The sequence below is a fragment of the Agrobacterium sp. SUL3 genome, assembly GCF_001263295.1.
Lineage (GTDB): Bacteria > Pseudomonadota > Alphaproteobacteria > Rhizobiales > Rhizobiaceae > Agrobacterium > Agrobacterium tomkonis.
The window spans coordinates 182,561-208,775 of the sequence record NZ_KQ414500.1 but is presented as its reverse complement, the minus strand read 5'-3'; the positions used below and the strand labels follow the sequence as shown (position 1 = coordinate 208,775).

General features: G+C 58.8%; 23 protein-coding genes. 20 read left to right on the top strand and 3 right to left on the bottom strand.

The window, feature by feature from the left end; all coding sequences use genetic code 11:
* The first annotated feature begins 5 nt into the window (after nucleotides 1–5).
* The 9 genes from AKG12_RS08325 (at nucleotide 6) to lpxB (ending at nucleotide 9,728) form a co-directional block, all read left to right on the top strand.
* A complete protein-coding gene (locus tag AKG12_RS08325; protein WP_046800233.1) occupies nucleotides 6–749 on the top strand; it encodes an isoprenyl transferase in 744 nt (247 codons plus the stop codon).
* Nucleotides 749–1,582, top strand: a complete 834-nt coding sequence (locus AKG12_RS08320) for a phosphatidate cytidylyltransferase (protein WP_052818488.1) — start codon at nucleotides 749–751, stop codon at nucleotides 1,580–1,582. Before AKG12_RS08325 ends, AKG12_RS08320 begins: the two co-directional genes overlap by 1 nt.
* Nucleotides 1,583–1,631: 49 nt before the next feature.
* On the top strand, nucleotides 1,632–2,753 hold the full coding sequence (gene rseP, locus AKG12_RS08315; RefSeq protein WP_197283311.1) for an RIP metalloprotease RseP: 1,122 nt from the start codon (nucleotides 1,632–1,634) through the stop codon (nucleotides 2,751–2,753).
* Nucleotides 2,754–2,952: 199 nt separating this feature from the next.
* Nucleotides 2,953–5,277, top strand: coding sequence for an outer membrane protein assembly factor BamA (gene bamA / locus AKG12_RS08310; protein WP_052818486.1), 2,325 nt, complete (start codon nucleotides 2,953–2,955; stop codon nucleotides 5,275–5,277).
* Nucleotides 5,278–5,326: 49 nt separating this feature from the next.
* The gene (gene lpxD / locus AKG12_RS08305) at nucleotides 5,327–6,394 is read left to right on the top strand and encodes a UDP-3-O-(3-hydroxymyristoyl)glucosamine N-acyltransferase (protein ID WP_046800229.1); all 1,068 of its coding nucleotides are present in this window, start codon (nucleotides 5,327–5,329) and stop codon (nucleotides 6,392–6,394) included.
* Complete coding sequence (fabZ, locus tag AKG12_RS08300; RefSeq protein ID WP_004441570.1) at nucleotides 6,387–6,854, top strand: 3-hydroxyacyl-ACP dehydratase FabZ; 468 nt, start codon at nucleotides 6,387–6,389, stop codon at nucleotides 6,852–6,854. The genes lpxD and fabZ overlap by 8 nt, the downstream gene beginning before the upstream one ends.
* A complete protein-coding gene (lpxA, locus tag AKG12_RS08295; protein WP_052818485.1) occupies nucleotides 6,851–7,666 on the top strand; it encodes an acyl-ACP--UDP-N-acetylglucosamine O-acyltransferase in 816 nt (271 codons plus the stop codon). Before fabZ ends, lpxA begins: the two co-directional genes overlap by 4 nt.
* A 3-nt stretch (nucleotides 7,667–7,669) precedes the next feature.
* Nucleotides 7,670–8,542, top strand: coding sequence for an LpxI family protein (locus tag AKG12_RS08290; protein ID WP_052818484.1), 873 nt, complete (start codon nucleotides 7,670–7,672; stop codon nucleotides 8,540–8,542).
* Nucleotides 8,543–8,546: 4 nt separating this feature from the next.
* The gene (gene lpxB / locus AKG12_RS08285) at nucleotides 8,547–9,728 is read left to right on the top strand and encodes a lipid-A-disaccharide synthase (RefSeq protein WP_052818483.1); all 1,182 of its coding nucleotides are present in this window, start codon (nucleotides 8,547–8,549) and stop codon (nucleotides 9,726–9,728) included.
* Nucleotides 9,729–9,831: 103 nt separating this feature from the next.
* Here the strand turns inward: lpxB and gltA are convergent, their stop codons facing one another.
* Complete coding sequence (gene gltA / locus AKG12_RS08280) at nucleotides 9,832–11,121, bottom strand: citrate synthase (RefSeq protein ID WP_006312523.1); 1,290 nt, start codon at nucleotides 11,119–11,121, stop codon at nucleotides 9,832–9,834.
* Nucleotides 11,122–11,428: 307 nt separating this feature from the next.
* On the opposite strand from gltA, the gene AKG12_RS08275 reads away from it, so the two are divergent.
* Nucleotides 11,429–13,864: a ComEC/Rec2 family competence protein gene (locus AKG12_RS08275; RefSeq protein WP_052818601.1), complete on the top strand. Its 2,436-nt coding sequence runs from the start codon at nucleotides 11,429–11,431 to the stop codon at nucleotides 13,862–13,864.
* A gap of 19 nt (nucleotides 13,865–13,883) precedes the next feature.
* Here the strand turns inward: AKG12_RS08275 and AKG12_RS08270 are convergent, their stop codons facing one another.
* Nucleotides 13,884–14,561 carry a glutathione S-transferase family protein gene (locus tag AKG12_RS08270; RefSeq protein ID WP_052818482.1) on the bottom strand — a complete coding sequence of 226 codons (678 nt, stop codon included), beginning with the start codon at nucleotides 14,559–14,561 and terminating at the stop codon, nucleotides 13,884–13,886.
* 412 nt (nucleotides 14,562–14,973) lie between these two features.
* Nucleotides 14,974–15,696 (bottom strand): transcriptional repressor LexA, encoded by a 723-nt coding sequence (gene lexA / locus AKG12_RS08265; RefSeq protein WP_052818481.1) that lies wholly within the window; start codon nucleotides 15,694–15,696, stop codon nucleotides 14,974–14,976.
* 212 nt (nucleotides 15,697–15,908) lie between these two features.
* Here lexA and AKG12_RS08260 point away from each other — a divergent pair, with 212 nt between their 5' ends.
* The 10 genes from AKG12_RS08260 to lpdA all read left to right on the top strand — a co-directional run bounded on the left by AKG12_RS08260 (nucleotide 15,909) and on the right by lpdA (nucleotide 26,140).
* A complete protein-coding gene (locus AKG12_RS08260; protein ID WP_052818480.1) occupies nucleotides 15,909–16,790 on the top strand; it encodes a VOC family protein in 882 nt (293 codons plus the stop codon).
* On the top strand, nucleotides 16,790–17,635 hold the full coding sequence (gene kdsA, locus AKG12_RS08255) for a 3-deoxy-8-phosphooctulonate synthase (protein WP_052818479.1): 846 nt from the start codon (nucleotides 16,790–16,792) through the stop codon (nucleotides 17,633–17,635). The genes AKG12_RS08260 and kdsA overlap by 1 nt, the downstream gene beginning before the upstream one ends.
* Before the next feature lie 135 nt (nucleotides 17,636–17,770).
* Nucleotides 17,771–19,045 carry a phosphopyruvate hydratase gene (gene eno / locus AKG12_RS08250; RefSeq protein ID WP_046800222.1) on the top strand — a complete coding sequence of 425 codons (1,275 nt, stop codon included), beginning with the start codon at nucleotides 17,771–17,773 and terminating at the stop codon, nucleotides 19,043–19,045.
* 320 nt (nucleotides 19,046–19,365) lie between these two features.
* The gene (locus AKG12_RS08245) at nucleotides 19,366–19,683 is read left to right on the top strand and encodes an FtsB family cell division protein (RefSeq protein ID WP_003512872.1); all 318 of its coding nucleotides are present in this window, start codon (nucleotides 19,366–19,368) and stop codon (nucleotides 19,681–19,683) included.
* Between the two features lie 153 nt (nucleotides 19,684–19,836).
* Complete coding sequence (pdhA, locus tag AKG12_RS08240) at nucleotides 19,837–20,880, top strand: pyruvate dehydrogenase (acetyl-transferring) E1 component subunit alpha (RefSeq protein ID WP_046800221.1); 1,044 nt, start codon at nucleotides 19,837–19,839, stop codon at nucleotides 20,878–20,880.
* A 17-nt stretch (nucleotides 20,881–20,897) separates the two neighbouring features.
* Nucleotides 20,898–22,319: a pyruvate dehydrogenase complex E1 component subunit beta gene (locus AKG12_RS08235; RefSeq protein WP_052818478.1), complete on the top strand. Its 1,422-nt coding sequence runs from the start codon at nucleotides 20,898–20,900 to the stop codon at nucleotides 22,317–22,319.
* A 12-nt stretch (nucleotides 22,320–22,331) separates the two neighbouring features.
* Nucleotides 22,332–22,619: a hypothetical protein gene (locus AKG12_RS08230; RefSeq protein ID WP_161991186.1), complete on the top strand. Its 288-nt coding sequence runs from the start codon at nucleotides 22,332–22,334 to the stop codon at nucleotides 22,617–22,619.
* Between the two features lie 2 nt (nucleotides 22,620–22,621).
* Nucleotides 22,622–23,977 carry a pyruvate dehydrogenase complex dihydrolipoamide acetyltransferase gene (locus AKG12_RS08225; RefSeq protein ID WP_052818477.1) on the top strand — a complete coding sequence of 452 codons (1,356 nt, stop codon included), beginning with the start codon at nucleotides 22,622–22,624 and terminating at the stop codon, nucleotides 23,975–23,977.
* Between the two features lie 12 nt (nucleotides 23,978–23,989).
* Nucleotides 23,990–24,634, top strand: a complete 645-nt coding sequence (locus AKG12_RS08220; protein WP_052818476.1) for an SGNH/GDSL hydrolase family protein — start codon at nucleotides 23,990–23,992, stop codon at nucleotides 24,632–24,634.
* 60 nt (nucleotides 24,635–24,694) lie between these two features.
* Nucleotides 24,695–26,140, top strand: a complete 1,446-nt coding sequence (lpdA, locus tag AKG12_RS08215; protein WP_052818475.1) for a dihydrolipoyl dehydrogenase — start codon at nucleotides 24,695–24,697, stop codon at nucleotides 26,138–26,140.
* The last annotated feature ends 75 nt before the right edge of the window (nucleotides 26,141–26,215 follow it).

Genomic DNA, 26,215 nt, shown 5'->3' with positions numbered 1-26,215 from the left:
TCGATATGCCGACGACGACACGTTCCTCAATACCCGAGCACGTCGCCATCATCATGGATGGAAATGGGCGTTGGGCAAAACAGCGCGGTCTTCCGCGCGTGATGGGGCATCGCCGCGGGGTTGAGGCCGTGCGCGAAACCGTGCGTGCGGCCGGCGACTGCGGCATCAGCTATCTCACGCTTTTCGCTTTCTCCTCGGAAAACTGGCGCAGGCCCGAGTCCGAGGTGAGCGATCTGATGGGGCTTCTGAAGGCCTTCATCCGGCGCGACCTTGCGGAACTGCATCGTGAAAACGTTCGTGTGCGCATCATTGGCGACCGACAGGGCCTGAAAAACGACATCCGCTCCCTTCTCGAAGAGGCGGAGCAGATGACGGCTGATAATACCAAGCTGACGCTGGTGATCGCTTTCAATTACGGCAGCCGTGACGAGATTACCCGCGCCACTATGGCGATTGCCCGCGATGTCGCGGAAGGCCGGCTGGATGCCGCATCGATTACGCCAGAGATGATTTCGGCGAGACTTGATACGTGCGGAATGCCGGATCCGGATCTCATCATCCGCACCAGCGGCGAAGAGCGCCTGTCGAATTTCCTGCTCTGGCAGGCGGCCTATTCCGAGTTCCTGTTCGTTCCCGAATATTGGCCCGATTTCGACCGGCAGCTGTTCTTTTCCGCAATCGAGCAATATGCAACGCGTAATCGCCGCTTCGGCGCCATCGCCGAGCAGGTTGCCGTGGCAGGCGCCTGATGAGCCGTGAACTCAGACTGCGGATAGTCTCCGCAATCGTCATGGCGGCGGTCATTCTGGCCGCCACTTGGTATGGCGGCATTCTGTTCCGCATCGTGGCCGGTCTTCTGGCGATCCTCATCTATTATGAATGGTCGACGGTTACCCGGCTGTCCGAAACCAATTCCACAGGCAATGCCTGGGGCTGGTTCGCGGTTGCCGTCATCGCCGGCAACACGATTTTTGGCGAACCGTCACTCGATCTGCCGCTGCTGTCAGGTTTTACGCTGACGGCAGCGCTTTTCCCCGTTCTGCGCGGCAGGAACTGGTGGCTGGTGGGCGGCATCATCTATGCCGGTCTCAGCGGCATTTCGCTGGCTGCCATTCGTGGTGACGAGTTGACCGGATTCGTCTCCATCCTGTTCATTTTTGCCGTTGTCTGGTCGACGGATATTCTTGCTTATTTCGTCGGGCGCGCCATTGGCGGACCAAAGCTCGCACCGGCGATTTCTCCCGGCAAGACCTGGTCCGGCGCGATTGGTGGGGCCGTGGCCGCGCTGATCGGCGGCGGTGTGGTATCGCTCGCCTATCACGGCAGGATCAGTCTGCTGGTACTCGGGCTCGCCTTCATCCTCTCGGTCTTCAGCCAGATAGGTGATCTTTTCGAATCCTTCGTGAAACGGCGTTTCCAGGTCAAGGATTCCAGCCATCTCATCCCGGGCCATGGCGGCTTCATGGACCGTGTTGACGGTCTTGTTTTCGCCTGCTTTACGGTATTCCTCATTGCTTTCGTGCATGCGGCGGCAACCGGCGACGTGCCCGGATCGGGCGGCGGTCTCCTGCCGGGCTTTTAAGCGGCGCGAAAGGTCACGACATAAAGGGCAGATTGTCATGAACACAGTAATGGCGGCGACCGGTTTTCTGACCGGCTACATCGTGCCCTTCATCCTGGTGCTTTCACTGCTCGTTTTCGTCCATGAAATGGGCCACTATCTCGTCGGTCGCTGGAGCGGCATCCGCTCCACCGCATTCTCCATCGGTTTCGGCCCGGAACTGATCGGCTTTACCGACCGGCATGGCACGCGATGGAAGATTTCCGCGATCCCTCTCGGTGGCTACGTCAAGTTCTTCGGCGACGAAGATGCGGCGAGCAAGCCGAATAGTTCCGGCATGTCGCATATGTCGCTCGAGGAGAGGGCGCAGACACTTGCCGGTGCAAAATTGTGGAAACGGGCGGCGACGGTTGCGGCGGGCCCTATCGCCAACTTCATCCTGGCGATCCTCATCTTTGCGGTTCTGTTCGGTGTATATGGCCGGATGATCGCCGATCCTGTTGTCGCCGAGGTGCGTGAAAACAGTGCCGCCGCAGCGGCAGGCGTGCGCCCCGGTGACCGTCTGGTGGCGATCGACAGCGAAAAAGTCATGACCTTCGAAGATGTCCGCCGTTACGTCGGCATCCGGCCGGGCACGCCGATCACCGTGACTGTCGAGAGGGCAGGCGAGGAGTTGAAGCTGCCGATGGTTCCGACCCGCACCGAGACCACGGACCAGTTCGGCAACAAGCTGGAAATGGGCATCATCGGCATCGTGACCAATCAGACCAGCGGCAATTTCCGCCATATTGAATATTCGCCGTCTGAGGCCCTGCTTGAGGGCGTGCGGGAGACGGGCCATGTCATCACCGGCACCTTCAACTATATCGGCAATCTCGTGACCGGCCGCATGAATGCCGATCAGCTCGGTGGTCCGGTGCGCGTTGCACAGGCATCCGGCCAGATGGCAACACTCGGCATCGCCGCCGTCATCCAGCTCGCTGCCGTGCTTTCAGTGTCGATCGGACTTCTGAACTTGATGCCTGTCCCGGTTCTGGACGGTGGGCACCTGGTGTTTTATGCCATCGAGGCCATCCGCGGCAGGCCACTTGGCGCCGGCGCGCAGGAAGTTGCGTTCCGTATCGGAATGGCGATGATTCTGGGTCTTATGGTTTTTGCAACATGGAATGATATCAGCAGCTTGATCGGCTGAGGATTGTGTTTTAACGGTTTTGTTAGGAGCTTGTTTACCTTGTTTTTATGCCGAAGTGGCGAATGAGCCACTCTGGATCACGAAGTAAACAGAATTTAACGTTCTGACTTGCTTGTAGGGGAAAAGCAGGTAAAACGACGCACATGGCCGGAGTCGGGTTCCGCCCGCTGAGGGACAACGTAAAAAGGTAAGATTTGAAATGAAGGCTGGTTCAAGATTTTTGAACGCGGTGTCGGCGGTTGCGCTGTCTGCTGGTGTTTCTTCGGTTGCGGGCCTTGGCGTGCTTGCCTCTGCTGGTGCTGCACATGCAGCCGTTATCAGCAAGATCGATGTTCGCGGGGCCGAGAGGTCCGGTGCGGACTCCGTGCGTTCCAACATCACCATTGCGCCGGGTAAAAACTTTTCCAATTCGGATATCGATGAATCGGTGAAGCGTCTTTACGCCACCGGTTACTTCTCGAATGTCTCCATGCGCGTTTCCGGCAGCACGCTGGTCGTAACCGTCAATGAGAACCAGCTGGTCAACCAGGTGGTCTTCAACGGCAACCGCAAGATCAAGGACGACAAGCTCGCCGGCATCGTGCAGACCCAGTCGCTCGGCCCATTCAATCAGGCGATCGTGACTGCGGATATTGCCCGCATCAAGGAAGCTTATGGCGCGATCGGCCGCAGCGATGTCGAAATCACCACCCAGACCGTTTCCGTCGGTCAGGGCCGCGTGAACATCGCTTTCGTCATCAACGAAGGTGAGCGCACCAAGATCGGCCGCATCGATTTCGTCGGCAACAATTCCTATAGCGACGGTCGTCTGGCCGCCGTCATCAATACCAAGAAGTCCAACATGCTGTCGTTCCTGACACGTAAGGACGTCTATAATGAGGACAAGCTGCGCGCCGACGAAGAGGCGCTGCGCCAGTTTTATTACAACCGCGGTTATGCCGACTTCCGGGTCGTGTCGTCCGATGCTGTGCTGGACGAGTCCAAGAACGAATACACCATCTCCATCACGGTGGATGAAGGCAAGAAATACGACTTCGGTAACGTCGCTGTCGAATCGACCGTTCCGGGTGTCGATGGTTCTGAACTGCAGGGTCTCGTTGAAACCCGCCAGGGCGCCAGCTACAGCGCCAAGGAAGTTCAGCAGAGCATGGAAGCGATTTCCAAGCGCGTTGCCGGTGAAGGTTATCCCTTTGCTCGCGTAACGCCGCGCGGTGACCGCGACATGTCCGGCAACACCATCGGTGTGACCTATATCGTCGATCAGGGCGAGCGCGCCTATGTCGAGCGTATCGAAATCCGCGGCAACACCCGCACGCGTGACTATGTCATCCGTCGCGAATTCGATATTTCCGAAGGTGATGCATTCAACCAGACGATCATCACGGCGGCAAAGCGCCGTCTCGAAGCGCTGGGTTATTTCTCGAAGGTCAACATCTCGACCGCCGGCGGCAGCGCGCCTGACCGCGTCGTCATCGTGGTTGATGTCGAGGATCAGTCGACGGGTTCGTTCGGTATCGGTGCAGGTTATTCGCAGAACGACGGCGTTCTGCTTGAGGCATCCATCGAAGAAAAGAACTTCCTCGGTCGCGGCCAGTACATCCGTCTCGCCGCCGGTGCGGGCGAAGACGATGCGCGCAGCTACACGCTGTCCTTCACCGAGCCGTATTTCCTTGGCTACCGTCTGGCCGCAGGTTTCGACCTGTTCAAGAGCCAGAGCCGCAGCGAAGACTATTATGATTACGACGAACAGGGCTTCGCGCTGCGTGTGACCGCGCCGATCACCGAAGACCTCTCGACGACGTTCAAATATACCTACAAGCAGCTCAACTATGATGGTGAGGGCGATTGGGAAACCGGCAGCAATCTTGCTGAACCCTATAAGGCTCTGATCCGTGGTGGCGACTGGACTCAGTCCATCATCTCCAACACGCTGAACTACAATACGCTCGACGACCGCAACATGCCGCGCGAAGGCTGGCAGGCTGCCCTGACGAACGAATTTGCGGGCCTCGGCGGCGATTCCGAATATTACAAGATCTACGCCAAGGCGCGCTTCTATTACACGCTGTCGGACGAGTACGATGTCATCGGCTCGATCACCGGTCAGGCGGGTCATGTTGTTCCGACTGGCGACAATCTGCTGGTATTCGATCAGTTCAAATTCGGCGGCCGTCAGGTTCGCGGCTTCAAGAACGACGGTATTGGCCCGCGCATCGGTAACGACTCCATCGGCGGCACGACCTACTTCGCAGCTTCTGCTGAAGTTACCGCCCCGATGCCTGGCGTTCCGGAAGATTTCGGCCTGCGTCTGGCTGGTTTCGTCGATGCCGGTACGCTTTATGGCAACAAGGTCGCCAACAGTGCAGGTGTAAAGGATGACAACTCCATCCGCGCATCCGCTGGTATCGGCGTGATGTGGGCATCGCCCTTCGGTCCGATCCGTGTTGACTATGCTGTGCCGATCGCCAAGGAAGACTACGACGAGGAACAGCGTTTCCGGTTTGGCATGTCCAACACTTTCTGATATCGGCAGTCCAGAACTGCAACTTTGAACGTTCTGGAGTTTCCGGCTAATGGAATACAACGCCTTTTTTCCGCCCCACGATGGATTGCGATTGAAAGACATCGCAGACCGTTTTGGGGCGGAACTGTCTGATGAGGCGGCAGGTGAGCGGATTATCAGGTCCGTCGCGCCGGTCTACCGGGCAAAACCCGATCAGCTCTGCTATATTCTCTCCCGCAAGAACCGCGATGAGTTGGTAAGCTGCGAGGCTGGCGCCGTCATTTGCGACGCTGCGCTGGCGAATATGGTGCCGTCTCACATTCCTGCACTGATCTCGAAAAATCCGCATACGCTTTTTGCGCAGGTGGGTGCCTTGCTGCATCCCTCCGCCATGCGTCCCGCGACGATTGCGCCGATGGAGACCGAGATTTCTCCGGCCGCCCATGTCGATCCGTCGGCGAAGCTGGAGGCGGGCGTAATCGTTGAGCCGCTCGCCGTGATCGGCGCCGGCGCTCATATTGGTGCCGGTACACGGATTGGCCCCGGTGTCATCATCGGGCCGCATGTGCAGGTGGGGCGCGATTGCACCATTTCCGGTGGTGCGAGCATTCTGGTCGCCCTCATCGGCAACAATGTGATTATCCATAATGGCGCACGCATCGGTCAGGATGGGTTCGGTTACGCTCCCGGTCCCCGCGGCATGCTTAAAATCGTGCAGATCGGCCGGGTCATCATTCAGGACAATGTCGAGATCGGCGCCAATACCACGATCGATCGCGGCACCATGGATGACACCGTCATCGGCGAAGGCACAAAGATCGATAACCAGGTCCAGATTGGTCACAACGTGCGCATCGGCCGCCATTGTGGCATCGTCAGCAAGGTCGGCATTGCGGGCAGCACCCGCATTGGCGATGGCGTGATGATCGGCGGCGCGGCGGGCGTCAATGGCCATATCACCATTGGTGATGGTGTGCAGATCGCGGCGATGAGTGGTGTTGTCGCCGATGTTCCGGCCGGCGCCCGTTACGGCGGAACGCCCGCACGTCCGATGAAATATTTCCTGCGCGACATGGCCGAAATTCTGGCGCGCGCTGAAGCGCGTGATAAAAAAACAGGAGAAAAAAACAATGACTGAAGAAACGAAGACGACGCTCGGCGCGGCTGACATTCTGGAAGTCATGAAGCTTCTGCCGCATCGTTACCCATTCTTGTTGATCGACAAGATCATCGATATCGATGGTAACAACTCGGCGACCGGCATCAAGAACGTCACGGTCAACGAACCGCATTTCACCGGCCATTTCCCGGATCGGCCGATCATGCCGGGCGTTCTGATCGTCGAAGCCATGGCGCAGACGGCAGGCGCGATATGCGCCCGCAGTCAGGGCGAGGGCGGCCATCTGGTCTACTTCATGACAATCGACAATGCGCGTTTCCGCAAACCCGTGATCCCCGGCGATCGTCTGGAAATCCACGTCGTCAAGCAGCGTCAGCGCGGCAATGTGTTCAAATTCCATTGCGAGGCGAAGGTTGACGGCGCCCTGGTGGCGGAGGCTGATGTCGGCGCGATGATGATCCCCGAGGACCAGCAATGAGCCGGATAGCCGCCTCGGCCAAAATTCACCCGACCGCCGTTGTCGAAGACGGTGCGGTTATCGGTGAAAATGTCGTCATCGGCGCGCTCAGCTATGTTGGCGCAAAGGTCACGCTGCACGACGACGTCATATTGCACAATCATGCCGTCGTTTCAGGCCTGACCATCATCGGCCGTGGATCGGTGATCCACCCCATGGCCGTCATTGGAGGCACCCCGCAGGCGGTTCGCCACGACGGATCGGAAACGACGCTCGAGATCGGCGAACGCTGTGTCATGCGCGAAGGCGTTACGATGAACGCCGGCAGTTCGGATGGTGGCGGCAAGACCATTGTCGGTGACGATAATCTGTTCCTTGCCAATTCGCATGTGGCGCATGATTGCCGCCTCGGCAATCACATCATCCTGTCGAACAATGTGATGCTGGCGGGCCATGTCACCATTGAAGACCGTGCTATCCTGGGCGGCGGCTGCGCCGTGCACCAGTTTACCCGCATCGGCCGTCAGGCCTTTATCGGCGGGCTGTCGGCCGTCAATTACGATGTCATTCCCTATGGCATGCTGAACGGCAATCCCGGAATTCTTGGCGGCCTCAATGTGGTCGGCATGACGCGTGCCGGCATTGAACGGGCGGATATTCACAAGGTCCGGCGTGTCTACAAGCAGATATTCGAGGCTGAAGGCACAATCCGCGGCAACGCGGCGGCAATCGATCGTAATGAATATCTGGATTGCCCGCAGGCCCTCGAAGTCATCGATTTCATCGGCGCGGGCACCGACCGCGCGATCTCTTCGCCCAATCGGGGCAAGTGAGCCGTGACAGGCGGCGGGCGTCTTGCCATCGTGGCCGGTAGCGGCCAGCTGCCGCTTTATGTGGCGGCCGCGGCCCGCGAGATGGGTGAAAATCCCTTCATTGTGCGCCTGCGTGATGATTCCAGCTTCGACTGGAGCGGCTTCGACAATGCTGTCATCAGCGTGGGCGACGTGGCAGGGCTCGGCCGTTTGCTGCGTGAAAACCGGGTGGACCGCGTCGTGCTTTCCGGCGCCGTGGCTCGACGGCCGGAATGGCGGGAAATCCGCCCGACAGTCGGCATCGTGCTGAAACTGCCCTCCATCGTCCGCACGTTGCTGTCGGGCGGTGATGACGCCGTGTTGCAGATGGTGATCAAGGTCATCGGCACGCTCGGTGCAAAGGTCATCGGCGCCCACGAGATTACACCCGGCCTGCTTGCTACGACAGGCACTTTGGGCACCCAGAAACCCACAGACGAAGACCTGCGCGATATTCGCAAGGCGGCTGAGGCGGCACTTGCGCTTGGCACGCTTGATGTCGGGCAGGGAGCGGTGTCGGTTGGCGGTCGCATCGTTGCGCTGGAAGGCGTTGAGGGTACCGATGCCATGCTTGCACGTGTTGCGGCCCTGCGTGCCGAGGGCCGCATATCGCCCCGCCGCAGGGGTGTATTGGTGAAGCTTTGCAAACCGCAACAGGATATCCGCGCCGACCTGCCGACCATCGGTATCGAAACCGTGGAGAATGCGCAGAAAGCCGGCCTGGCGGGCATCGCCGTCGAAGCGGGACGGGCGCTGGTGCTTGACCGCGACGAGATGTTGAAAGCCGCCGATCAGGCGGGCATATTTGTCTGCGGCATCGATACATCACTCGGTAGTGATATGATCGGGGAGAGATGATCGGATGACGGCGACATTAAAAGTGGCGGTTATTGCCGGGGAAGTGTCCGGCGATCTTCTGGGCGCGGATTTGATCCGCTCCGTCAAAGCTCGATATCCGGGGTCCGTTGAGCTGATGGGCGTCGGCGGCGAGGCGCTGGAAGCGCAGGGACTGACCTCGCTGTTCGATTATTCCGAACTCTCCATCATGGGCTTCACGCAAGTCCTCAAAAAATTGCCGAAACTCATCGCGCGCATCAACCAGACTGCGCAGGCGATCATCGCCGCAAAGCCGGATATTCTGCTGATCATCGACAGCCCGGATTTCACGCATCGTGTTGCGAAAAAAGTCCGCAAACAATTGCCGAATCTGCCTGTTATCAACTACGTCTGCCCCAGCGTCTGGGCGTGGAAGGAATATCGCGCCACCGCGATGTTGTCCTATGTCGATCACGTTCTTGCCCTGCTGCCCTTCGAGCCGGAGGCGATGCGGCGTCTCGGCGGCCCGCCAACCACCTTTGTCGGCCATCGTCTCAGCGTCGATCCCGATGTGAAGGCGGTGCGGCAAAAGCGGGCGGAACGCTCCCTTCCGGCAAAAGGTGAAGCCAAAACCATTCTTCTGCTGCCCGGGTCGCGCTCCACGGAAACCACGCGGTTGATGGAGCCATTTAGAGAGGCCGCAAAGGCCTTTGTGGAACGCAACGGCCCAACCCGTTTCGTGTTGCCCACCGTGCCGCGTCAGGAAGACCGTATACGCGAGCTGGCGGCAACATGGCCGGAAGATATAAGGCCCAAAATCGGCATTGATTCCGCCTTCAAATGGAACGCCTTTGCGCGGGCCGATGCGGCGATCGCTGCGTCCGGTACTGTTATTCTCGAACTGGCGCTTGCCGGCGTGCCGACCGTTTCTGTTTATAAGACCGACTGGATTTTCACCATGCTCAGCAAGCGGGTAAAAACCTGGACGGGCGCGCTTCCGAACCTGATTGCCGACTACCCGGTTGTGCCGGAATATCTCAACGAGGTGGTGCGGCCAGGGTCCATGCTGCGCTGGGCCGAACGGCTTGCATCCGACACCACCGAGCGACGGGCGATGCTTGAGGGTTACGCTCTGGTGCAGCAGCGCTTGCACACCGATGTGCCTCCGGGCGAAACCGGCGCTGGCATCCTTCTCGATGTGTTTAACGCCCGCAGACAGCAAGGCTGATAGAGCTGGCCTTCGTAGCCGTTGGCCGAACGTGTTTCTCTTATCCAATAGAAAAAGGCCGGCGGATTTTCACCCGCCGGCCTTTGATGTTTTGATTCCCGGTTTAGCGCTTGGAAACCGGAACGTAGTCACGCTTGCCGGCGCCCGTGTAGAGCTGGCGCGGACGGCCGATGCGCTGCTGCGGATCTTCGATCATTTCGTTCCACTGTGCGATCCAGCCGACGGTGCGGGCGAGCGCGAAGAGAACGGTGAACATGGTGGTGGGGAAGCCGAGCGCCTTCAGCGTGATGCCGGAATAGAAGTCGACATTCGGGTAAAGCTTCTTTTCGACGAAGTAGGGGTCGGAAAGGGCGATCTTTTCCAGTTCCAGCGCAACCTGCATGATCGGATCGTCGGAATTGCCGGTGGCTTCCAGCACTTCATACATCGTCTTCTGCATGATCTTGGCGCGGGGGTCGTAGTTCTTGTACACGCGGTGGCCAAAGCCCATCAGGCGGAACGGGTCGTTCTTGTCCTTGGCGCGGGCGATGTATTCCGGAATACGGTCAACGGAGCCGATCTCGTTCAGCATGTTGAGCGCCGCTTCGTTGGCGCCGCCGTGAGCAGGGCCCCAGAGGCAGGCGATGCCAGCCGCAATACAGGCGAACGGGTTCGCACCCGAAGAACCGGCAAGACGCACCGTGGAGGTGGAAGCGTTCTGCTCGTGGTCGGCATGCAGGATGAAGATGCGGTCCATGGCGCGGGCCAGAACCGGATCGACCTTGTAATCCTCGCAGGGCACGGCAAAGCACATGTGCAGGAAGTTGGAAGCGTAATCCAGGTCGTTCTTCGGGTAAACGAAGGGCTGACCGATATGGTACTTGTACGCCATGGCGGCGATCGTCGGCATCTTCGCGATCATGCGCAGCGAAGCGACCATGCGCTGGTGCGGATCGGTAATGTCGGTCGAGTCGTGATAGAAGGCCGAGAGCGCGCCGACCGTGCCGCACATGACGGCCATCGGATGCGCATCGCGACGGTAGCCGGTGAAGAAGCGGCTCATCTGCTCATGCACCATGGTGTGGCGCGTAACGCGGGTGTCGAAGTCCTTCTTCTGCGCAGCCGTCGGCAGTTCGCCGTAAAGCAGCAGATAGCAGGTTTCCAGGAAGTCGCCCTGTTCGGCAAGCTGCTCGATCGGGAAGCCGCGGTGAAGGAGAACACCTTCGTCACCATCGATATAGGTGATCTTGGATTCGCAGGAGGCCGTCGACGTGAAACCCGGGTCGTACGTGAAGGAGCCCGTGTGCTTGTAGAGCGTGGCGATATCGACGACGCTTGGTCCAATCGTGCCTTCCCTGACCGGGAGTTCCACCTGCTTTTCGCCAAGTGTCACTGTAGCGCTTTTTTCCGTCATACTGATCCTCCGAGAACATGCGGGTGGAGGCGTTGAGACACGCCTCGCGGTTAAGCGTCTACCGATTAGCTATATGATCCTTGCGCCGATGCCAAGCTATTCGAAGGTCAAATTGTGCATTGCGGCAAACGCAATTACGTTGCTTGCGGCTTTATCGGCCATGGCAATTCAATCTCGGTCAACGCAACATTAAAGGAAAGGATTGCAATCCTTCCCGCTGCCCTGCAAACCTGTTTCCGGTGCGGCAGGGGCGCGGCGCGGATTGCTTGGTCAAGGGGAAAAAAAGCATTTCGGATATGCCGAAACGTTGCAGGGTGGCTTGCCCGGCGCGCATGAAATCCTGTTTCCCGTTCACCGCGCCGGCGATGTTGTGGCTTGTGATTTGCCCACCCTTGCTGTCAGGCGGAATCTCAAGGCAGTCATCGCCGGAAAGGTTGCCGACTGCGTCGCCGAGGAGCGCGCATTCGGCCATGATTTCCTTTTTGTTCCCGTCCTCATCGGCTGCGGCGCGATCCTGTGGTTTTCCCTTGATGTCACGCCGTCCTTGCCCGCTCTCGCAATCATATTCCTGCTTGCCGCCGGTCTGGCGCTGCTTACCCGGTATAATAACGGCCTGTCGGCGGCGGCCTGCGGCGCTGGCGCTTTTCTTCTGCTGGGCATGCTTCTGGCAGATATTGAAACCCGGCGAGCGGGAACAGTGGTGCTGGATACCCCGGTTACAACCACCATCACCGGCACGGTGGTTCGCCGGGAGGTGGATGCGCGCGGCTCCTGGCGATATGTTATTCAGCTGGCTGCGACCGAAGCGCCGGCATTGTCGCGCCCGCCGACGAGAATTTCGCTGCTTTCCCGTGGCGGAGGTGAGCCGGTCGCACTTGGCGCGACCATTCAAGGCAAGGCCCGGCTGTCGCCACCTTCCGGTCCAGCCTTGCCGGGTCTGAACGACTTTGCCTTCGCTTCCTATTTCAAAGGCATAGGTGCGACCGGATTTTTCTACAAGCCGCCGCAGGCGCTGATATCACCAAAGGGAGACATGAAAGGCGAAACGCGTTGGCTGGAATGGGCGGATATGCGGCTTTATGGCCTGCGCAGCGCCATTGCAGAGCGCATCCGCAACACCATTGGCGGTGACGCCGGAGCCTTCGCCGCGTCCATTGTCACCGATGAGAGACAGGCGATCTCGGCACCCACGATGGAAGCATTGAGGCTTTCCGGCCTTGCCCATATCGTCGCCATATCCGGGCTGAACATGGCGCTCGCCGCAGGCATTTTCTTTGTGGGGTTCAGGCTGACCTTCAGCCTTTTTCCCGCCTTTGCTCAGCGCTGGCCCGTCAAGAAGATTTCGGCTTTCGCGGCGCTCTTGATGACGCTCGCCTATTACCTGATTTCCGGTTTCGCCGTCTCCGCCGAGCGTGCCTGGCTGATGATGTCGGTGATGCTGATCGCGGTCCTTTTTGATCAGCCGTCGCTCAGCCTCCGCAATGTGGCTATTTCGGCTCTCATCATCCTCGGTTTTTCGCCTTCGGAAATCATGGGGCCGAGTTTCCAGATGTCGTTTGCCGCGACCATCGCGCTCGTATCCACCTATGCCTGGTGGGGCCGCCGGCGCAGCGATCACGAGCGACTGTTGATCGGACGCAGACCGGTATGGATGACGGCGGCGCAAATGGCAGGCACCGTCATTGGCGGCGTCATCACCACATCGTTGATTGGCGGACTTTCGACGGCGATCTATTCGGCAGAGCATTTTCACCGTGTCACCACCTATGGACTTTTTGCCAATCTGGCCGCCATGCCGCTGATGTCGCTGATCGTCATGCCCTTTGGCCTGCTCGCCATGCTGCTGATGCCGCTCGGGTTGGATGCGCCATTCCTGAAGATCATGGGCTATGGCATGGCGCTCGTCATCGAAGTCGCCAATGAAGTGGCGTCCTGGGGCGGCAGCGCGGCGACGGGGCGGCCACATGAGTGGTTCATTGGCCTCGGCTCAGCAGGCTTCCTGCTGCTGACCTTGCTGCGCAGCCGGCTTGCATTGCTTGGTATTCCGCCTCTTGTCTCCGCCTTCGGCCTGTCGGCGGCCGTGGCCTATCGCGATGTCCCGGATCTGCTCATTCACGAGGATGGGGAGTTGGTGGCGCTGCTGGAAGACGGCAAGGCCTATACGACAAAAACGCGACCACAGGGCTTCGTATACGGCCAGTGGCAAAGAGCACTCCTGTTGCCGGAACAGCCTGCGCCACCGGTCATTCTTAAAGCGGATGCCGCAGTAACCAGTGTAGGCTTGACCGCAAAATCAACACTTACGCCGGAGGAGATGAGGGCGGTGATGCGGCAGATGACGGCAGCGCTGAAAGATGCGCAACCCGGCGTCTTCACCTGCAGCAAAGGCATATGGTGCGTGGCGCGCGCCAGGAGCGGGGAGTGGATCGTCGTTCTGGAAGATGGCCGGTTTGCCGGAAAAGCCTGCGATATCGCCGATATTGTCGTCGTTTCCCGCAGGACCTCGTTTTCAAAATGCCGCTCAGGAGCGCTGTTGCTGAACCGCGATACTTTGCGGCGTACAGGTTCGGTAGAAATAAACTTTGCCGGCAGCGATCAGTCTGCGGTCGTCGGACGACTACGCGCAGCGATTGCCGGGGCGAACAGGCCATGGAGCGAGCACCGCTACTACGACTGGAAAAGCGACCGCTTCGAATACGAGGTGCCGGAACCGGTCAGGCAGTTGCTGACGGCATCGCAATAAACGCCGTCAGCAGTGATATTCAGACCTTCACGCGCAGATCGTCAGTCAATGCGCCAATGCCGCTGATTTCCTGTTCATGCGCCGCATCGCGCCAGATCTCCTTCAATCCGGCCTCATACCACTCACGCATGGCAGGCAGGGTGAGCAGCCGATCGCAATAGACTTTTGCCGCAGATGAAAGATCGGCGCCATAGGTCTGGAAACGGAACGCCACGGGGCAGAAAAAAGCATCGACCGCCGTGAATTTCTGACCGGCAAGATAGGGACCGCCGAATTTTGCCAGACCTTCGCTCCATAACGCATCGATGCGCTTTATGTCTGCCGCAAGCCTGGCATCGCCACCCTTCGGCTTGACCCGAATACCGACCGACATGGGATAAAGATTGCGCAGTGAGGAAAAGCCGGCATGCATTTCGCTCGCCGCCGAACGCGACCATGCCCGCGCCTGCTTGTCGCTCGCCCAGACGCCCTGGTGCCGTTCTGCGAGATATTCGGCGATCGACAGCGTTTCCCATATCGTCACGCCATCATCGACAAGGCAGGGCACCTTACCGGTCGGCGAGAAGCTGGAAAAGGCGACACCTTCGCCAAACGGAACAAGTTTCTCATCAAAGGCGATACCGAGCGTGCGCATCAACACCCACGGCCGCAGCGACCATGAGGAGTAGTTCTTGTTGGCGATATATAGATCGTACATGGCTTATCTCCCGGATATGACGCGCATTTCTATACCTGTCGGGGCATGATGGAATACCGAAAATAATCCATGGCACCCATAAGTCGCGTTGATGAATGACGGGGGCTTTGCACCGAGTATCACCATTTGGTGGCAGCGCCAGGCCAGCCGCATCCCCCAGCGTAAACGAACTCACGCTACCAGATGTCCACGGCATATGACGCAGTGGTGGCAACAGGCCGGGGGCAAGGCCGTAACAACGATATCCATATGAAACTGGAACTGATCTTTACCAGACAGAATGCGACTGTCTGCTGGAAGCATAAGATTGCGCGACACTCGCATGGTCAGCCGAATTCCGGAATTGCCGTCATCTTCGACAGGAGCCGTCTCATGACGACGCCCGTCTTGAGAGGATGACGGTTAAATCAGATCAATGGTAACGGCGTATAAGTCCGACCAGCTTGCCCTGAATTTTTACCCGATCAGGCCCGAAGATACGGGTTTCATAAGCGGGGTTGGCCGCTTCCAGCGCGATGGAAGCGCCCTTGCGGCGGAAACGCTTCAGCGTCGCTTCCTCGTCATCCACCAATGCCACGACGATATCGCCCGGATTGGCGGTATTGCTGTTGCGGATGATGACGGTATCGCCGTCGAAAATCCCGGCCTCGATCATCGAGTCGCCCTTAACTTCGAGCGCGTAATGTTCACCCGAACCCAGCATGTCGACCGGCACGGCAACATCATGCGTATTGTTCTGAATGGCGGAAATCGGCACGCCGGCGGCGATGCGACCCATGACCGGAACGGTGACCGCGCCGCCGAGATCGTTGGCGGGCGCCTTGGGCGCCGGTGCGGGTTCTGGCGCCTTCGGCTTTCCGAGGCTGCCTTCGATGACGCTTGGAGAAAAGCCGCGCTGCGGCCTCGCGCCCGGCGCATAGGCCTCCGGCAGCTTGATGACTTCCAGCGCCCGCGCCCTGTTAGGTAGCCGGCGAATAAAGCCGCGCTCTTCGAGGGCGGTAATCAGCCGGTGGATGCCGGATTTGGAAGCAAGATCGAGTGCGTCCTTCATTTCATCGAAGGAGGGCGGCACGCCGGACTCTTTCATTCGTTCATGAATGAAGAGAAGCAATTCCTGCTGTTTGCGCGTGAGCATGAGGAAAACACCCTTGAGAATCGTCGTTGAAGTCGCGAAACAAATACAGAACGAACACTATATGTTCCATATGTGTTCCGCAATCCCCTAAAATTTCGTGAAGCTGCTATCTGTTGTTTTGATGATTTGCCTGAAAGCACGAAATTGTGCTTTTCTGCCGTCCTAACTGTTCCGGCATGGCCATGCCGCATGCGACAGCAGGAAGCAGGGAAATGACGAAACCGTACCGCATCGACCATCTCGTACTGCCTGTGGATGTCCTAGATATTGCCGTTATTCGCCTTGGAAACTTGGGATTTACAGTAGCGCCAGCGGCTCTTCACCCGTTTGGCACACAGAATGCCTGCGTTTTTTTCGCCGACGGCACGTATCTGGAGCCTCTCGTTATTGCTGATCCGGCTAAATATAATGCCTCGATTGGCCGGAAAGATGTGTTTACCGGGCGGGATCAGGCCTTCCGGAAACATGCCGGAGGGGAGGGATTTTCCGCACTGGTCGCTGCAACGCAGGACGCTCTTGGGGATCACGACCGATTCGTAGCCTCAGGCCTCTCGGCCGGAAATGTCTTTGAATTTTCGCGGCCAGTCAAAATGCCGGATGGTTCGCAGAGCGAGGCGGCTTTTCGGCTGGCTTTTGCAGCCAGTGGTTCCTCGGCGGATTTCTTTCTGTTCAGCTGTCAGCGGTTGCAGGCCTTGCCAGGCGACCGCGCGGCGCTGGAACGCCATGCCAACGGCGTTTCCGGCCTCAGCGAGATCGTGCTGTTTTCCGGTGGTGACGCGAATGCCGTGCAGCTGATCGAAACTGTGTTTGGCTGCGATGGAAAGATGTCTCCGGATGGTGATGTGGTTTTCGCAACCGGCAATGCCCGCATAAGATTGACGCGGAAACCGGTCTTTGACGGACTGGCCTTTAATGTTCCCGAGGAGGGCGGTGGCGGATTACGCGGCGCAGGCATCGTCTTTTCCGTTCGCGATCTTGCCGTGACACAGGCGGCACTTGCTGCTAATGGCGTGTCCAGCGCAGAAGCGGGCGGCCGGCTGGTGGTGCCCGCAGCGCCCGGTCAGGGTGTTGCCTTCGCCTTCGAGGAAAAATAATGAGCGTTACGAACAATCTCAAAGTCACCGCCGGCGATGGCGCCAGCAAGGTTTCCTTTTCCAATACCGAGCGTTTTTCGCTGATTGCCGGCCCCTGCCAGATGGAAAGCCGTGAACATGCCTTCATGATTGCGGGTGTGCTGAAGGAGCTTTGCGACAAGCTTGGAATTGGCCTCGTGTACAAATCCTCATTCGACAAGGCGAACCGCACCTCGCTTTCCGGCAAGCGCGGCATAGGCCTTGACAGTGCGATGCAGGTTTTTGCCGATCTCAAGAGGGAATTCGGCTTCCCGGTCCTGACCGACATTCACACCGAGGAACAATGCGCCATCGTGTCCGAAGTGGTGGATGTGCTGCAGATTCCGGCCTTTCTCAGCCGCCAGACCGATCTTCTCGTCGCCGCTGCCAAGACCGGCCGCGTCATCAACGTCAAGAAGGGCCAGTTTCTGGCGCCCTGGGACATGAGGAACGTGCTGGCCAAGCTGAATGAAAGCGGCAACCCGAATGTGCTTTTATGCGAGCGCGGTGCGTCCTTCGGTTACAACACGCTGGTCTCCGACATGCGCTCGCTGCCGATCATGGCCTCGCTCGGCGCGCCTGTTGTCTTTGACGCCACCCATTCCGTACAGCAGCCGGGCGGGCAGGGCGGCTCCACCGGCGGCCAGCGCGAATTCGTCGAGACGCTTTCGAGAGCGGCGGTGGCGGTTGGTGTCGCTGGCCTTTTCATCGAGACCCACGAGGACCCGGACAATGCGCCTTCCGACGGCCCCAACATGGTGCATCTGAAGGACATGCCGAAACTGCTGGAAAAGCTTCTGGCCTTCGACGCCATCACGAAAGCGTAAGAAACGGGTGCTACTCGTGCCAATCGATTTTAATGGCGGGCGCTCTGTTTCTGCCGCCCGCCGTCATTGTAATTTCTTCGCCATCGTCTAAGACAGGCGACGGAAAATATCTGTTCCATTCCCAAGGGAGAGACCATGACTGCCATTACCGATATCATCGCGCGCGAAATTCTCGACAGCCGCGGCAACCCGACCGTTGAAGTCGATGTTTACCTCGAAGACGGCTCCATGGGCCGTGCGGCCGTTCCCTCCGGCGCCTCGACAGGCGCACATGAGGCGGTTGAGCTGCGCGATGGCGGCAAGCGTTATCTCGGCAAGGGCGTGGAAAAGGCGGTTGAAGCCGTCAATACGGAAATCTTCGACGCTATCGGCGGTTTCGACGCTGAAAACCAGATCCAGATCGACCAGACGATGATCGCGCTTGACGGTACGCCGAACAAGTCGCGCATCGGCGCCAACGCCATCCTCGGTGTGTCTCTCGCTGTCGCCAAGGCTGCTGCCGAAGCCTCCGGTCTGCCGCTTTACCGTTATGTCGGTGGCCCGAACGCGCATCTGCTGCCGGTTCCGATGATGAACATCATCAATGGCGGCGCACATGCCGACAACCCGATCGATTTCCAGGAATTCATGATCCTGCCGGTTGGCGCGGAAAACATCCGCGAAGCCGTGCGCATGGGCTCGGAAGTGTTCCATACGCTGAAAAAAGAACTGTCCGCACAGGGCCACAACACCAATGTCGGCGATGAGGGCGGTTTTGCACCGGGTCTCGAAAGCGCGCCGGCTGCGCTCGATTTCATCATGAAGTCGATCGAAAAGGCCGGTTATCGTCCGGGTGAAGACATGTATATCGGCCTCGACTGTGCCTCGACCGAATTCTTCAAGAACGGAAAATACGTGCTCGAAGGTGAAGGCCGTACGCTGGAGCCCGGCGCAATGGCGGAATATCTCGCCGAACTCGTTGCCAAGTATCCGATCATCTCCGTCGAAGACGGCATGGCTGAAGACGACTGGGACGGCTGGAAGGCTCTGACCGATCTCGTTGGCAACAAGTGCCAGTTGGTTGGCGACGATCTCTTCGTCACCAACTCCGCCCGCCTTCGCGATGGCATCAAGATGGGCGTTGCAAACTCCATCCTCGTCAAGGTCAACCAGATCGGCTCGCTTTCCGAGACGCTGGATGCGGTCGAGACCGCGCACAAGGCCGGTTACACCGCCGTCATGTCGCACCGTTCGGGTGAGACGGAAGATTCCACGATCGCCGATCTCGCTGTCGCGACGAACTGCGGTCAGATCAAGACCGGCTCGCTTGCCCGTTCCGACCGGCTCGCAAAGTACAACCAGCTGATCCGCATCGAGGAAATGCTTGGCCCGCAGGCTGCCTACGCCGGCCGTTCGATCCTGCGCGGTTAACGTGTTTTCGCGGGGGCGGTAGAGTCTCGCTGAACGGTTGACCAAAGTTGACAGCAGGTCTGGCAACACATCCGACGTCATCCTCGGCCTTGTGCCGAGGATCTGCCAATGTCCCACCAAGTTGAGACGTTGCAGATGCTCGGGACAGGCCCGAGCATGACGAGGAGAGATTGACGGATTTCGTCAGCAGTTTGAGCCCGCCCTCCGGCGGGCTTTTTTTTATGCCCATTTGCCGATCGCAATTTAAGGTCAACGGATAGTTAAACAATCCGCTTTAGTCTCGAGACTCAAGGTTATGCGTTTTAAGGCTTCTCTGCGGCATGTGGACCAGACATCATAAAAAGAGACGATTCGGCCGTTTGATCGTTCCGGCCATCACGATCGCTTTTCTTTCCTATTTCGGCTATCATTCCATCCATGGCGACTTCGGCCTTCAGGCGACGGAGCGGCTGGAGCGGCAGCGTATTGCCAGAACCGCAGAGCTTGCAAAGCTGACGCAGGCGCGTGTAGCGCTGGAGCGGCAGGTGGAATTGCTGAGTGACGGCTCGCTGGAACGAGACATGATCGATGAAATTTCCCGTTACCAGCTGAATATGTCCCGCACGGACGAAATCGTCATCATGAACACATATTTCTAATTAACCGAAATCAGGTTAATTTAACATTTGTGATTTATTCACAGCATCTTAGCGTGAATATGTGCCATGCGTTTAAAGCATTGCTGCATGGCATTTTCTTGCATATGGTACGCGCCAATCTATCCATTCAAACGGCAACTCAGGGAGGGATGAATGGCGCCGCGAAAACCAGCGACCGTATCCGGCCGCAAGACCACGGCAAAGGCTGCAACCGAATTCACCGGCAAGAACAGCCCGGACTTCTCGAAGGAAGACGAACTTCACGCTTATCGTGAAATGCTGCTCATCCGCCGTTTCGAAGAAAAGGCCGGCCAGCTCTATGGCATGGGCTTTATCGGTGGTTTCTGTCACCTCTACATTGGCCAGGAGGCCGTCGTCGTCGGCATGCAGATGTCGCAGAAGGAAGGTGATCAGGTCATCACCGCCTATCGTGACCATGGCCACATGCTGGCTCTCGGCATGAGCGCCCGTGGCGTCATGGCCGAACTGACCGGCCGCAAGGGCGGCCTGTCGAAGGGCAAGGGCGGCTCCATGCACATGTTCTCCAAGGAGAAGCATTTCTATGGCGGCCACGGCATCGTCGGCGCACAGGTTTCGCTTGGAACCGGTCTTGCCTTCGCCAACCGTTATCGTGGCAACGACAATGTTTCCGTGACCTATTTCGGTGATGGCGCTGCCAACCAGGGCCAGGTCTATGAGAGCTTCAACATGGCTGCTCTCTGGAAACTGCCGATCATCTATATCGTTGAAAACAACCGTTATGCGATGGGCACCTCGACCGCCCGCGCCACCGCTCAGTCGAATTATTCGCTGCGCGGCCAGTCTTTCGGCATTCCCGGCATCCAGGTGGATGGCATGGATGTGCGCGCCGTCAAGGCCGCCGCCGACCAGGCACTGGAATATTGCCGCTCCGGCAAGGGTCCGATCATCCTGGAAATGTTGACCTACCGTTACCGTGGTCACTCCATGTCCGACCCGGCGAAATACCGTTCGAAAGACGAAGTGCAGAAGATGCGCTCCGAACATGACCCGATTGAGCAGGTCAAGGCACGGCTTTTGGAGCAGGGCTGGGCAAGCGAAGACGAACTCAAGGCCATCGACAAGGATGTCCGTGATATCGTCGCCGACAGCGCCGACTTTGCCCAGAACGACCCAGAGCCGGATGCATCCGAGCTTTACACCGACATTCTGCTCTGATCGGGAAAGGGAACCCCATGCCAGTAGAAATTCTTATGCCCGCCCTTTCCCCGACCATGGAGGAAGGCACGCTTTCCAAATGGCTTAAAAAGGAAGGCGACAAGGTCACATCCGGCGACGTGATTGCCGAAATCGAGACCGACAAGGCGACCATGGAAGTGGAAGCTGTGGATGAAGGCGTGATCGGCAAGCTGCTGATCGATGCCGGCACCGAAGGCGTCAAGGTCAACACGGCTATTGCCGTGCTCATTCAGGAAGGCGAAAGCGCCGACGACATCTCTTCTTCCGCCAAGAAGGAAGAGCCGAAGGCTGAAGCCGCAAATTCCGGTTCTGATGCCGCCGGCGGCAAGACCCGCGAAGCTGCCGAAGAGCCGAGCGCTGCCAAGGAAGCCGCCAAGGTTCCGGCAGCACCGAAGATCGAAGTTGCAGCCGATCCGGACATTCCGGCAGGTACGGAAATGGTGATGACGACGGTGCGTGAAGCGCTGCGCGACGCCATGGCCGAAGAAATGCGCGCCGACGAAAAAGTCTTCGTCATGGGTGAAGAAGTCGCCGAATATCAGGGCGCCTACAAGATCACTCAAGGCCTGCTGCAGGAATTCGGCGAGCGCCGCGTCATCGACACCCCGATCACCGAGCATGGTTTTGCCGGTATCGGCGTCGGCGCTGCGATGACGGGCCTGCGGCCCATCGTCGAATTCATGACCTTCAACTTCGCCATGCAGGCGATCGACCAGATCGTCAACTCGGCGGCAAAGACGCTTTACATGTCGGGCGGCCAGATGGGCGCGCCGATGGTGTTCCGCGGTCCGTCCGGTGCTGCTGCCCGCGTTGGCGCGCAGCATTCGCAGTGTTACGCCGCATGGTACAGCCATATTCCGGGCCTCAAGGTCGTCATGCCTTACACGGCAGCCGATGCCAAGGGCCTGCTGAAAGCAGCTATCCGCGATCCGAACCCGGTCATCTTCCTTGAGAACGAAATTCTCTACGGTCAGAGCTTCGAAGTGCCGAAGCTCGATGATTTCGTGCTGCCGATCGGCAAGGCGCGCATTCATCGCAAGGGCAAGGATGCGACCATCGTTTCCTTCGGTATCGGCATGACCTATGCGATCAAGGCGGTTGCGGAACTCGAAAAGCTTGGCATCGATGTCGAACTGATCGATCTGCGCACCATCCGTCCGATGGATCTGCCCACCGTCATCGAATCGGTCAAGAAGACCGGTCGCCTGGTCACGGTCGAGGAAGGTTTCCCGCAGTCGTCGGTCGGTGACTTCATCGCCAACCAGGTCATGCGCGCCGCTTTCGATTATCTCGATGCGCCGATCCTGACGATTGCCGGCAAGGACGTTCCGATGCCTTACGCGGCAAACCTCGAAAAGCTGGCTCTGCCCAACGTCGATGAAGTCGTTCAGGCCGTCAAAACCGTCTGCTACAAATAAGGGGAGATGATTTTGAGTGTCATAAAACAAATCCTCCCGGCAACCGAAAATTGGTACCGTGTTTTAGGGACCAAAGACGCGCCTTTGTTCGAGCGGGTAATCTTCTGGGCCGTCGTCAACGACGGTGATGGCGATGTTGTCGCCGGTGTTCCGCGTGAGGATATCGGCGTTATCGGTGCAGTCGGCGAATGGCTCGTCGACGTTGCCGGATACATCGAAATTACACCGTCACAGGTGGATTGGCTCATGGAACATCCTGAAGACCTGGAAGATTTCAATCTCGTTTGGGGGGAGGCCTAGTCATGCCTATCAACATCACCATGCCTGCCCTTTCTCCCACCATGGAAGAGGGCAATCTGGCCAAATGGCTGGTCAAGGAAGGCGACAAGGTCGCACCCGGTGACGTGATCGCCGAGATCGAGACCGACAAGGCGACCATGGAAGTGGAAGCCGTGGACGAAGGCACGGTTGCCAAGCTGGTTGTTCCGGCCGGCACCGAAGCCGTCAAGGTCAACGCCCTGATCGCCATCCTCGCCGCCGATGGCGAGGATGTGGCCGAGGCGGCAAAGGGCGGCGATGCCGCTCCGGCCAAGGCGGAAGCACCGAAGCAGGAAGCCGTTAAGGCCGAAGCGCAGAAGGAAGACGCTGCTCCTGCCAAGGCTGAAAAGCCGGCCGCCGATCAGGCTGCCGCGTCCTCTACACCGGCGCCGGTTGCAAAGTCCGGTGAGCGCATCTTTGCTTCGCCGCTTGCGCGTCGTCTTGCGAAGGAAGCCGGTCTCGATCTTTCGGCCGTCTCCGGTTCCGGCCCGCATGGTCGCATCGTCAAGACCGACGTGGAAAAGGCTGCCGCTTCCGGTGGTGCGAAAGCCGCTCCGGCAGCAGCAGCTGCTGGCGCACCGGCTCCGGCCCTCGCCAAGGGTCAGTCGGACGAAGCGGTTCTCAAGCTGTTCGAACAGGGCTCCTACGAGCTGGTGCCGCATGACGGCATGCGCAAGGTCATCGCCAAGCGTCTGGTCGAATCCAAGCAGACGGTTCCGCATTTCTACGTTTCCGTGGATTGCGAACTGGATACGCTTCTGGCGCTGCGCGCACAGCTCAATGCGGCTGCTCCCGAAAAGGACGGCAAGCCGGTCTACAAGCTTTCGGTCAACGACATGGTCATCAAGGCGCTGGCGCTTTCGTTGCGTGACGTGCCTGATGCCAACGTCTCCTGGACGGAAAGCGCCATGGTCAAGCACAAGCATTCGGATGTCGGCGTCGCCGTTTCCATTCCGGGTGGCCTGATCACGCCGATCATCCGCAAGGCGGAAGAGAAGTCGCTCTCCACCATCTCCAACGAGATGAAGGACTACGGCAAGCGCGCCAAGGAGCGCAAGCTGAAGCCCGAGGAGTATCAGGGCGGCACGACCGCCGTGTCCAACATGGGCATGATGGGCGTGAAAAGCTTCTCCGCCGTCATCAACCCGCCGCATGCCACCATCCTGGCGGTTGGCGCGGGCGAGGAACGCGCTGTCGTGAAGAACGGTGAGATCAAGATCGCCACTGTCATGACGGTCACGCTTTCCACCGACCACCGCTGCGTCGATGGCGCGCTCGGAGCCGAATTGATCGGCGCCTTCAAGCGCTACATCGAAAACCCGATGGGCATGCTGGTTTGATCGGAGAGTGACATGGTGAAGTCGGTCCTCTGCTTTGGCGATTCCCTGACCTGGGGATCAAATGCGGAAACGGGTGGCCGGCACAGCCATGACGATCTATGGCCGAGCGTCTTGCAAAAGGCGCTCGGGCCTGACGTGCACGTGATCCACGAAGGGCTGGGCGGTCGCACCACCGCCTATGACGACCACACCGCCGATTGTGACCGCAATGGCGCCAGATTGTTGCCGACGCTGCTGCACAGCCACGCGCCCCTGGATCTGGTCATTATCATGCTCGGCACCAACGACATGAAACCGGCGATCCATGGTTCGGCCATTGTCGCCATGAAGGGTGTCGAGCGGCTGGTGAAACTCACGCGTAACCACGTCTGGCAGGTGCCTGACTGGGAAGCGCCTGATGTTCTGATCGTCGCGCCGCCGCAATTGTGCGAAACGGCCAATCCGTTCATGGGCGCGATCTTTCGTGATGCGATCGATGAATCGGCGATGCTGGCTTCCGTCTACAGGGACCTTGCCGATGAACTCGATTGCGGCTTTTTCGATGCCGGGTCGGTTGCCCGCACGACGCCAGTGGACGGCGTTCATCTCGATGCTGAAAACACGCGGGCCATCGGCCGCGGGCTGGAGCCCGTTGTCCGTATGATGCTCGGACTTTGACAATAATTCCGTTTCGGAACGGCATGCCGTCATCCGAATTAAGACAAGGCAGGATTTCCAATGGCTCAATCTTATGACGTCATCATCATCGGTTCGGGACCGGGCGGTTATATTGCCGCGATCCGCGCCGCCCAGCTCGGCATGAAGGTCGCCGTTGTCGAGCGCGAGCACCTTGCCGGCATCTGCTCCAACTGGGGCTGCATTCCGACCAAGGCTCTGCTGCGCACCGCCGATGTCATGCACACCGCCACCCATGCCAAGGATTATGGCCTGACGCTGGAAGGTTCGATCAAGCCGGACGTAAAGGCAATCGTCGCCCGCTCGCGCGGCATTGCCGCTCGCATGAACAACGGCGTCGGTTTCCTGTTCAAGAAGAACAAGGTCGACATCATCTGGGGTGAAGCCAAGATCACCAAGCCGGGTGAAATCGTCGTTGGCAAGTCCACCAAGCCGGTGGTTCAGCCGCAGGGTCCGGTTCCGAAGAACACGCTGGGCGAGGGCACTTACACCGCCAAGCACATCATCGTCGCGACAGGCGCCCGCCCGCGCGCGCTGCCCGGCATTGAGCCGGATGGCAAGCTGATCTGGACCTATTTCGAGGCGATGAAGCCGGAAGAACTGCCGAAGTCGCTGCTCGTCATGGGCTCGGGCGCCATCGGCATCGAGTTCGCCAGCTTCTACCGCACAATGGGCGTTGACGTTACCGTCGTCGAGATCATGAGCCAGGTCATGCCGGTCGAAGATGCGGAAATCTCTGCCTTCGCCAAGAAGCAGCTGGAAAAGCAGGGCATCAAGATTCATCTGGAGACCAAGGTTTCCAAGGTTGAGAAGGCTGCAAACTCCGTCACTGCGACGCTTGAGAAGAAGGACGGTTCTTCCGAGAAGATCACCGCTGACCGGATGATTTCCGCCGTTGGCGTCGTGGCGAATGTCGAAGGCATCGGCCTTGAGGCCGTTGGCGTGAAGACCGATCGCGGCTTCATCGTCATCGACGGTTACGGCAAGACCAATGTGCCTGGTATCTATGCCATCGGTGATGTCGCCGGCCCGCCGCTGCTCGCCCACAAGGCCGAGCATGAGGCCGTCATCTGCGTCGAAAAGATCGCCGGCCTGCCGAATGTTCACCCGATGGACAAGCTCAAGATCCCGGGCTGCACCTATTGCAATCCGCAGGTCGCGTCGGTCGGCCTCACGGAAGCCAAGGCGAAGGAACAGGGCCGTGACATCCGCGTCGGCCGCTTCTCTTTCGCGGCGAACGGCAAGGCGGTCGCTCTGGGTGAAGATCAGGGCATGGTCAAGACCATCTTCGACAGACAAACCGGTGAGCTGCTCGGCGCGCATATGGTCGGCGCGGAAGTCACCGAACTCATTCAGGGCTTCGTTGTCGCCATGAACCTCGAGACAACAGAAGAAGATTTGATGCACACGATCTTCCCGCATCCGACCATTTCGGAATCGATGAAGGAAAGCGTGCTCGACGCCTATGGGCGTGTGCTGAACGCATAAGTGCTGCGTGATGCCCGGCATTGTCTAACCTTGCCGGGTGTCCCATATGTCTCAACGCCGGTTCCTCAAAGGAAC

Coding starts and splice junctions, on each gene's coding strand:
- pdhA (WP_046800221.1), top strand. CDS start 19,837: ATGGCGCCGCGAAAACCAGCGACCGTATCCGGCCGCAAGACCACGGCA.
- eno (WP_046800222.1), top strand. CDS start 17,771: ATGACTGCCATTACCGATATCATCGCGCGCGAAATTCTCGACAGCCGC.
- fabZ (WP_004441570.1), top strand. CDS start 6,387: ATGACTGAAGAAACGAAGACGACGCTCGGCGCGGCTGACATTCTGGAA.
- AKG12_RS08220 (WP_052818476.1), top strand. CDS start 23,990: ATGGTGAAGTCGGTCCTCTGCTTTGGCGATTCCCTGACCTGGGGATCA.
- rseP (WP_197283311.1), top strand. CDS start 1,632: ATGGCGGCGACCGGTTTTCTGACCGGCTACATCGTGCCCTTCATCCTG.
- lpdA (WP_052818475.1), top strand. CDS start 24,695: ATGGCTCAATCTTATGACGTCATCATCATCGGTTCGGGACCGGGCGGT.
- AKG12_RS08245 (WP_003512872.1), top strand. CDS start 19,366: ATGTGGACCAGACATCATAAAAAGAGACGATTCGGCCGTTTGATCGTT.
- kdsA (WP_052818479.1), top strand. CDS start 16,790: ATGAGCGTTACGAACAATCTCAAAGTCACCGCCGGCGATGGCGCCAGC.
- AKG12_RS08320 (WP_052818488.1), top strand. CDS start 749: ATGAGCCGTGAACTCAGACTGCGGATAGTCTCCGCAATCGTCATGGCG.
- AKG12_RS08235 (WP_052818478.1), top strand. CDS start 20,898: ATGCCAGTAGAAATTCTTATGCCCGCCCTTTCCCCGACCATGGAGGAA.
- lexA (WP_052818481.1), bottom strand. CDS start 15,696: ATGCTCACGCGCAAACAGCAGGAATTGCTTCTCTTCATTCATGAACGA.
- AKG12_RS08325 (WP_046800233.1), top strand. CDS start 6: ATGCCGACGACGACACGTTCCTCAATACCCGAGCACGTCGCCATCATC.
- lpxB (WP_052818483.1), top strand. CDS start 8,547: ATGACGGCGACATTAAAAGTGGCGGTTATTGCCGGGGAAGTGTCCGGC.
- AKG12_RS08260 (WP_052818480.1), top strand. CDS start 15,909: ATGACGAAACCGTACCGCATCGACCATCTCGTACTGCCTGTGGATGTC.
- gltA (WP_006312523.1), bottom strand. CDS start 11,121: ATGACGGAAAAAAGCGCTACAGTGACACTTGGCGAAAAGCAGGTGGAA.
- AKG12_RS08270 (WP_052818482.1), bottom strand. CDS start 14,561: ATGTACGATCTATATATCGCCAACAAGAACTACTCCTCATGGTCGCTG.
- lpxD (WP_046800229.1), top strand. CDS start 5,327: ATGGAATACAACGCCTTTTTTCCGCCCCACGATGGATTGCGATTGAAA.
- bamA (WP_052818486.1), top strand. CDS start 2,953: ATGAAGGCTGGTTCAAGATTTTTGAACGCGGTGTCGGCGGTTGCGCTG.
- AKG12_RS08225 (WP_052818477.1), top strand. CDS start 22,622: ATGCCTATCAACATCACCATGCCTGCCCTTTCTCCCACCATGGAAGAG.
- lpxA (WP_052818485.1), top strand. CDS start 6,851: ATGAGCCGGATAGCCGCCTCGGCCAAAATTCACCCGACCGCCGTTGTC.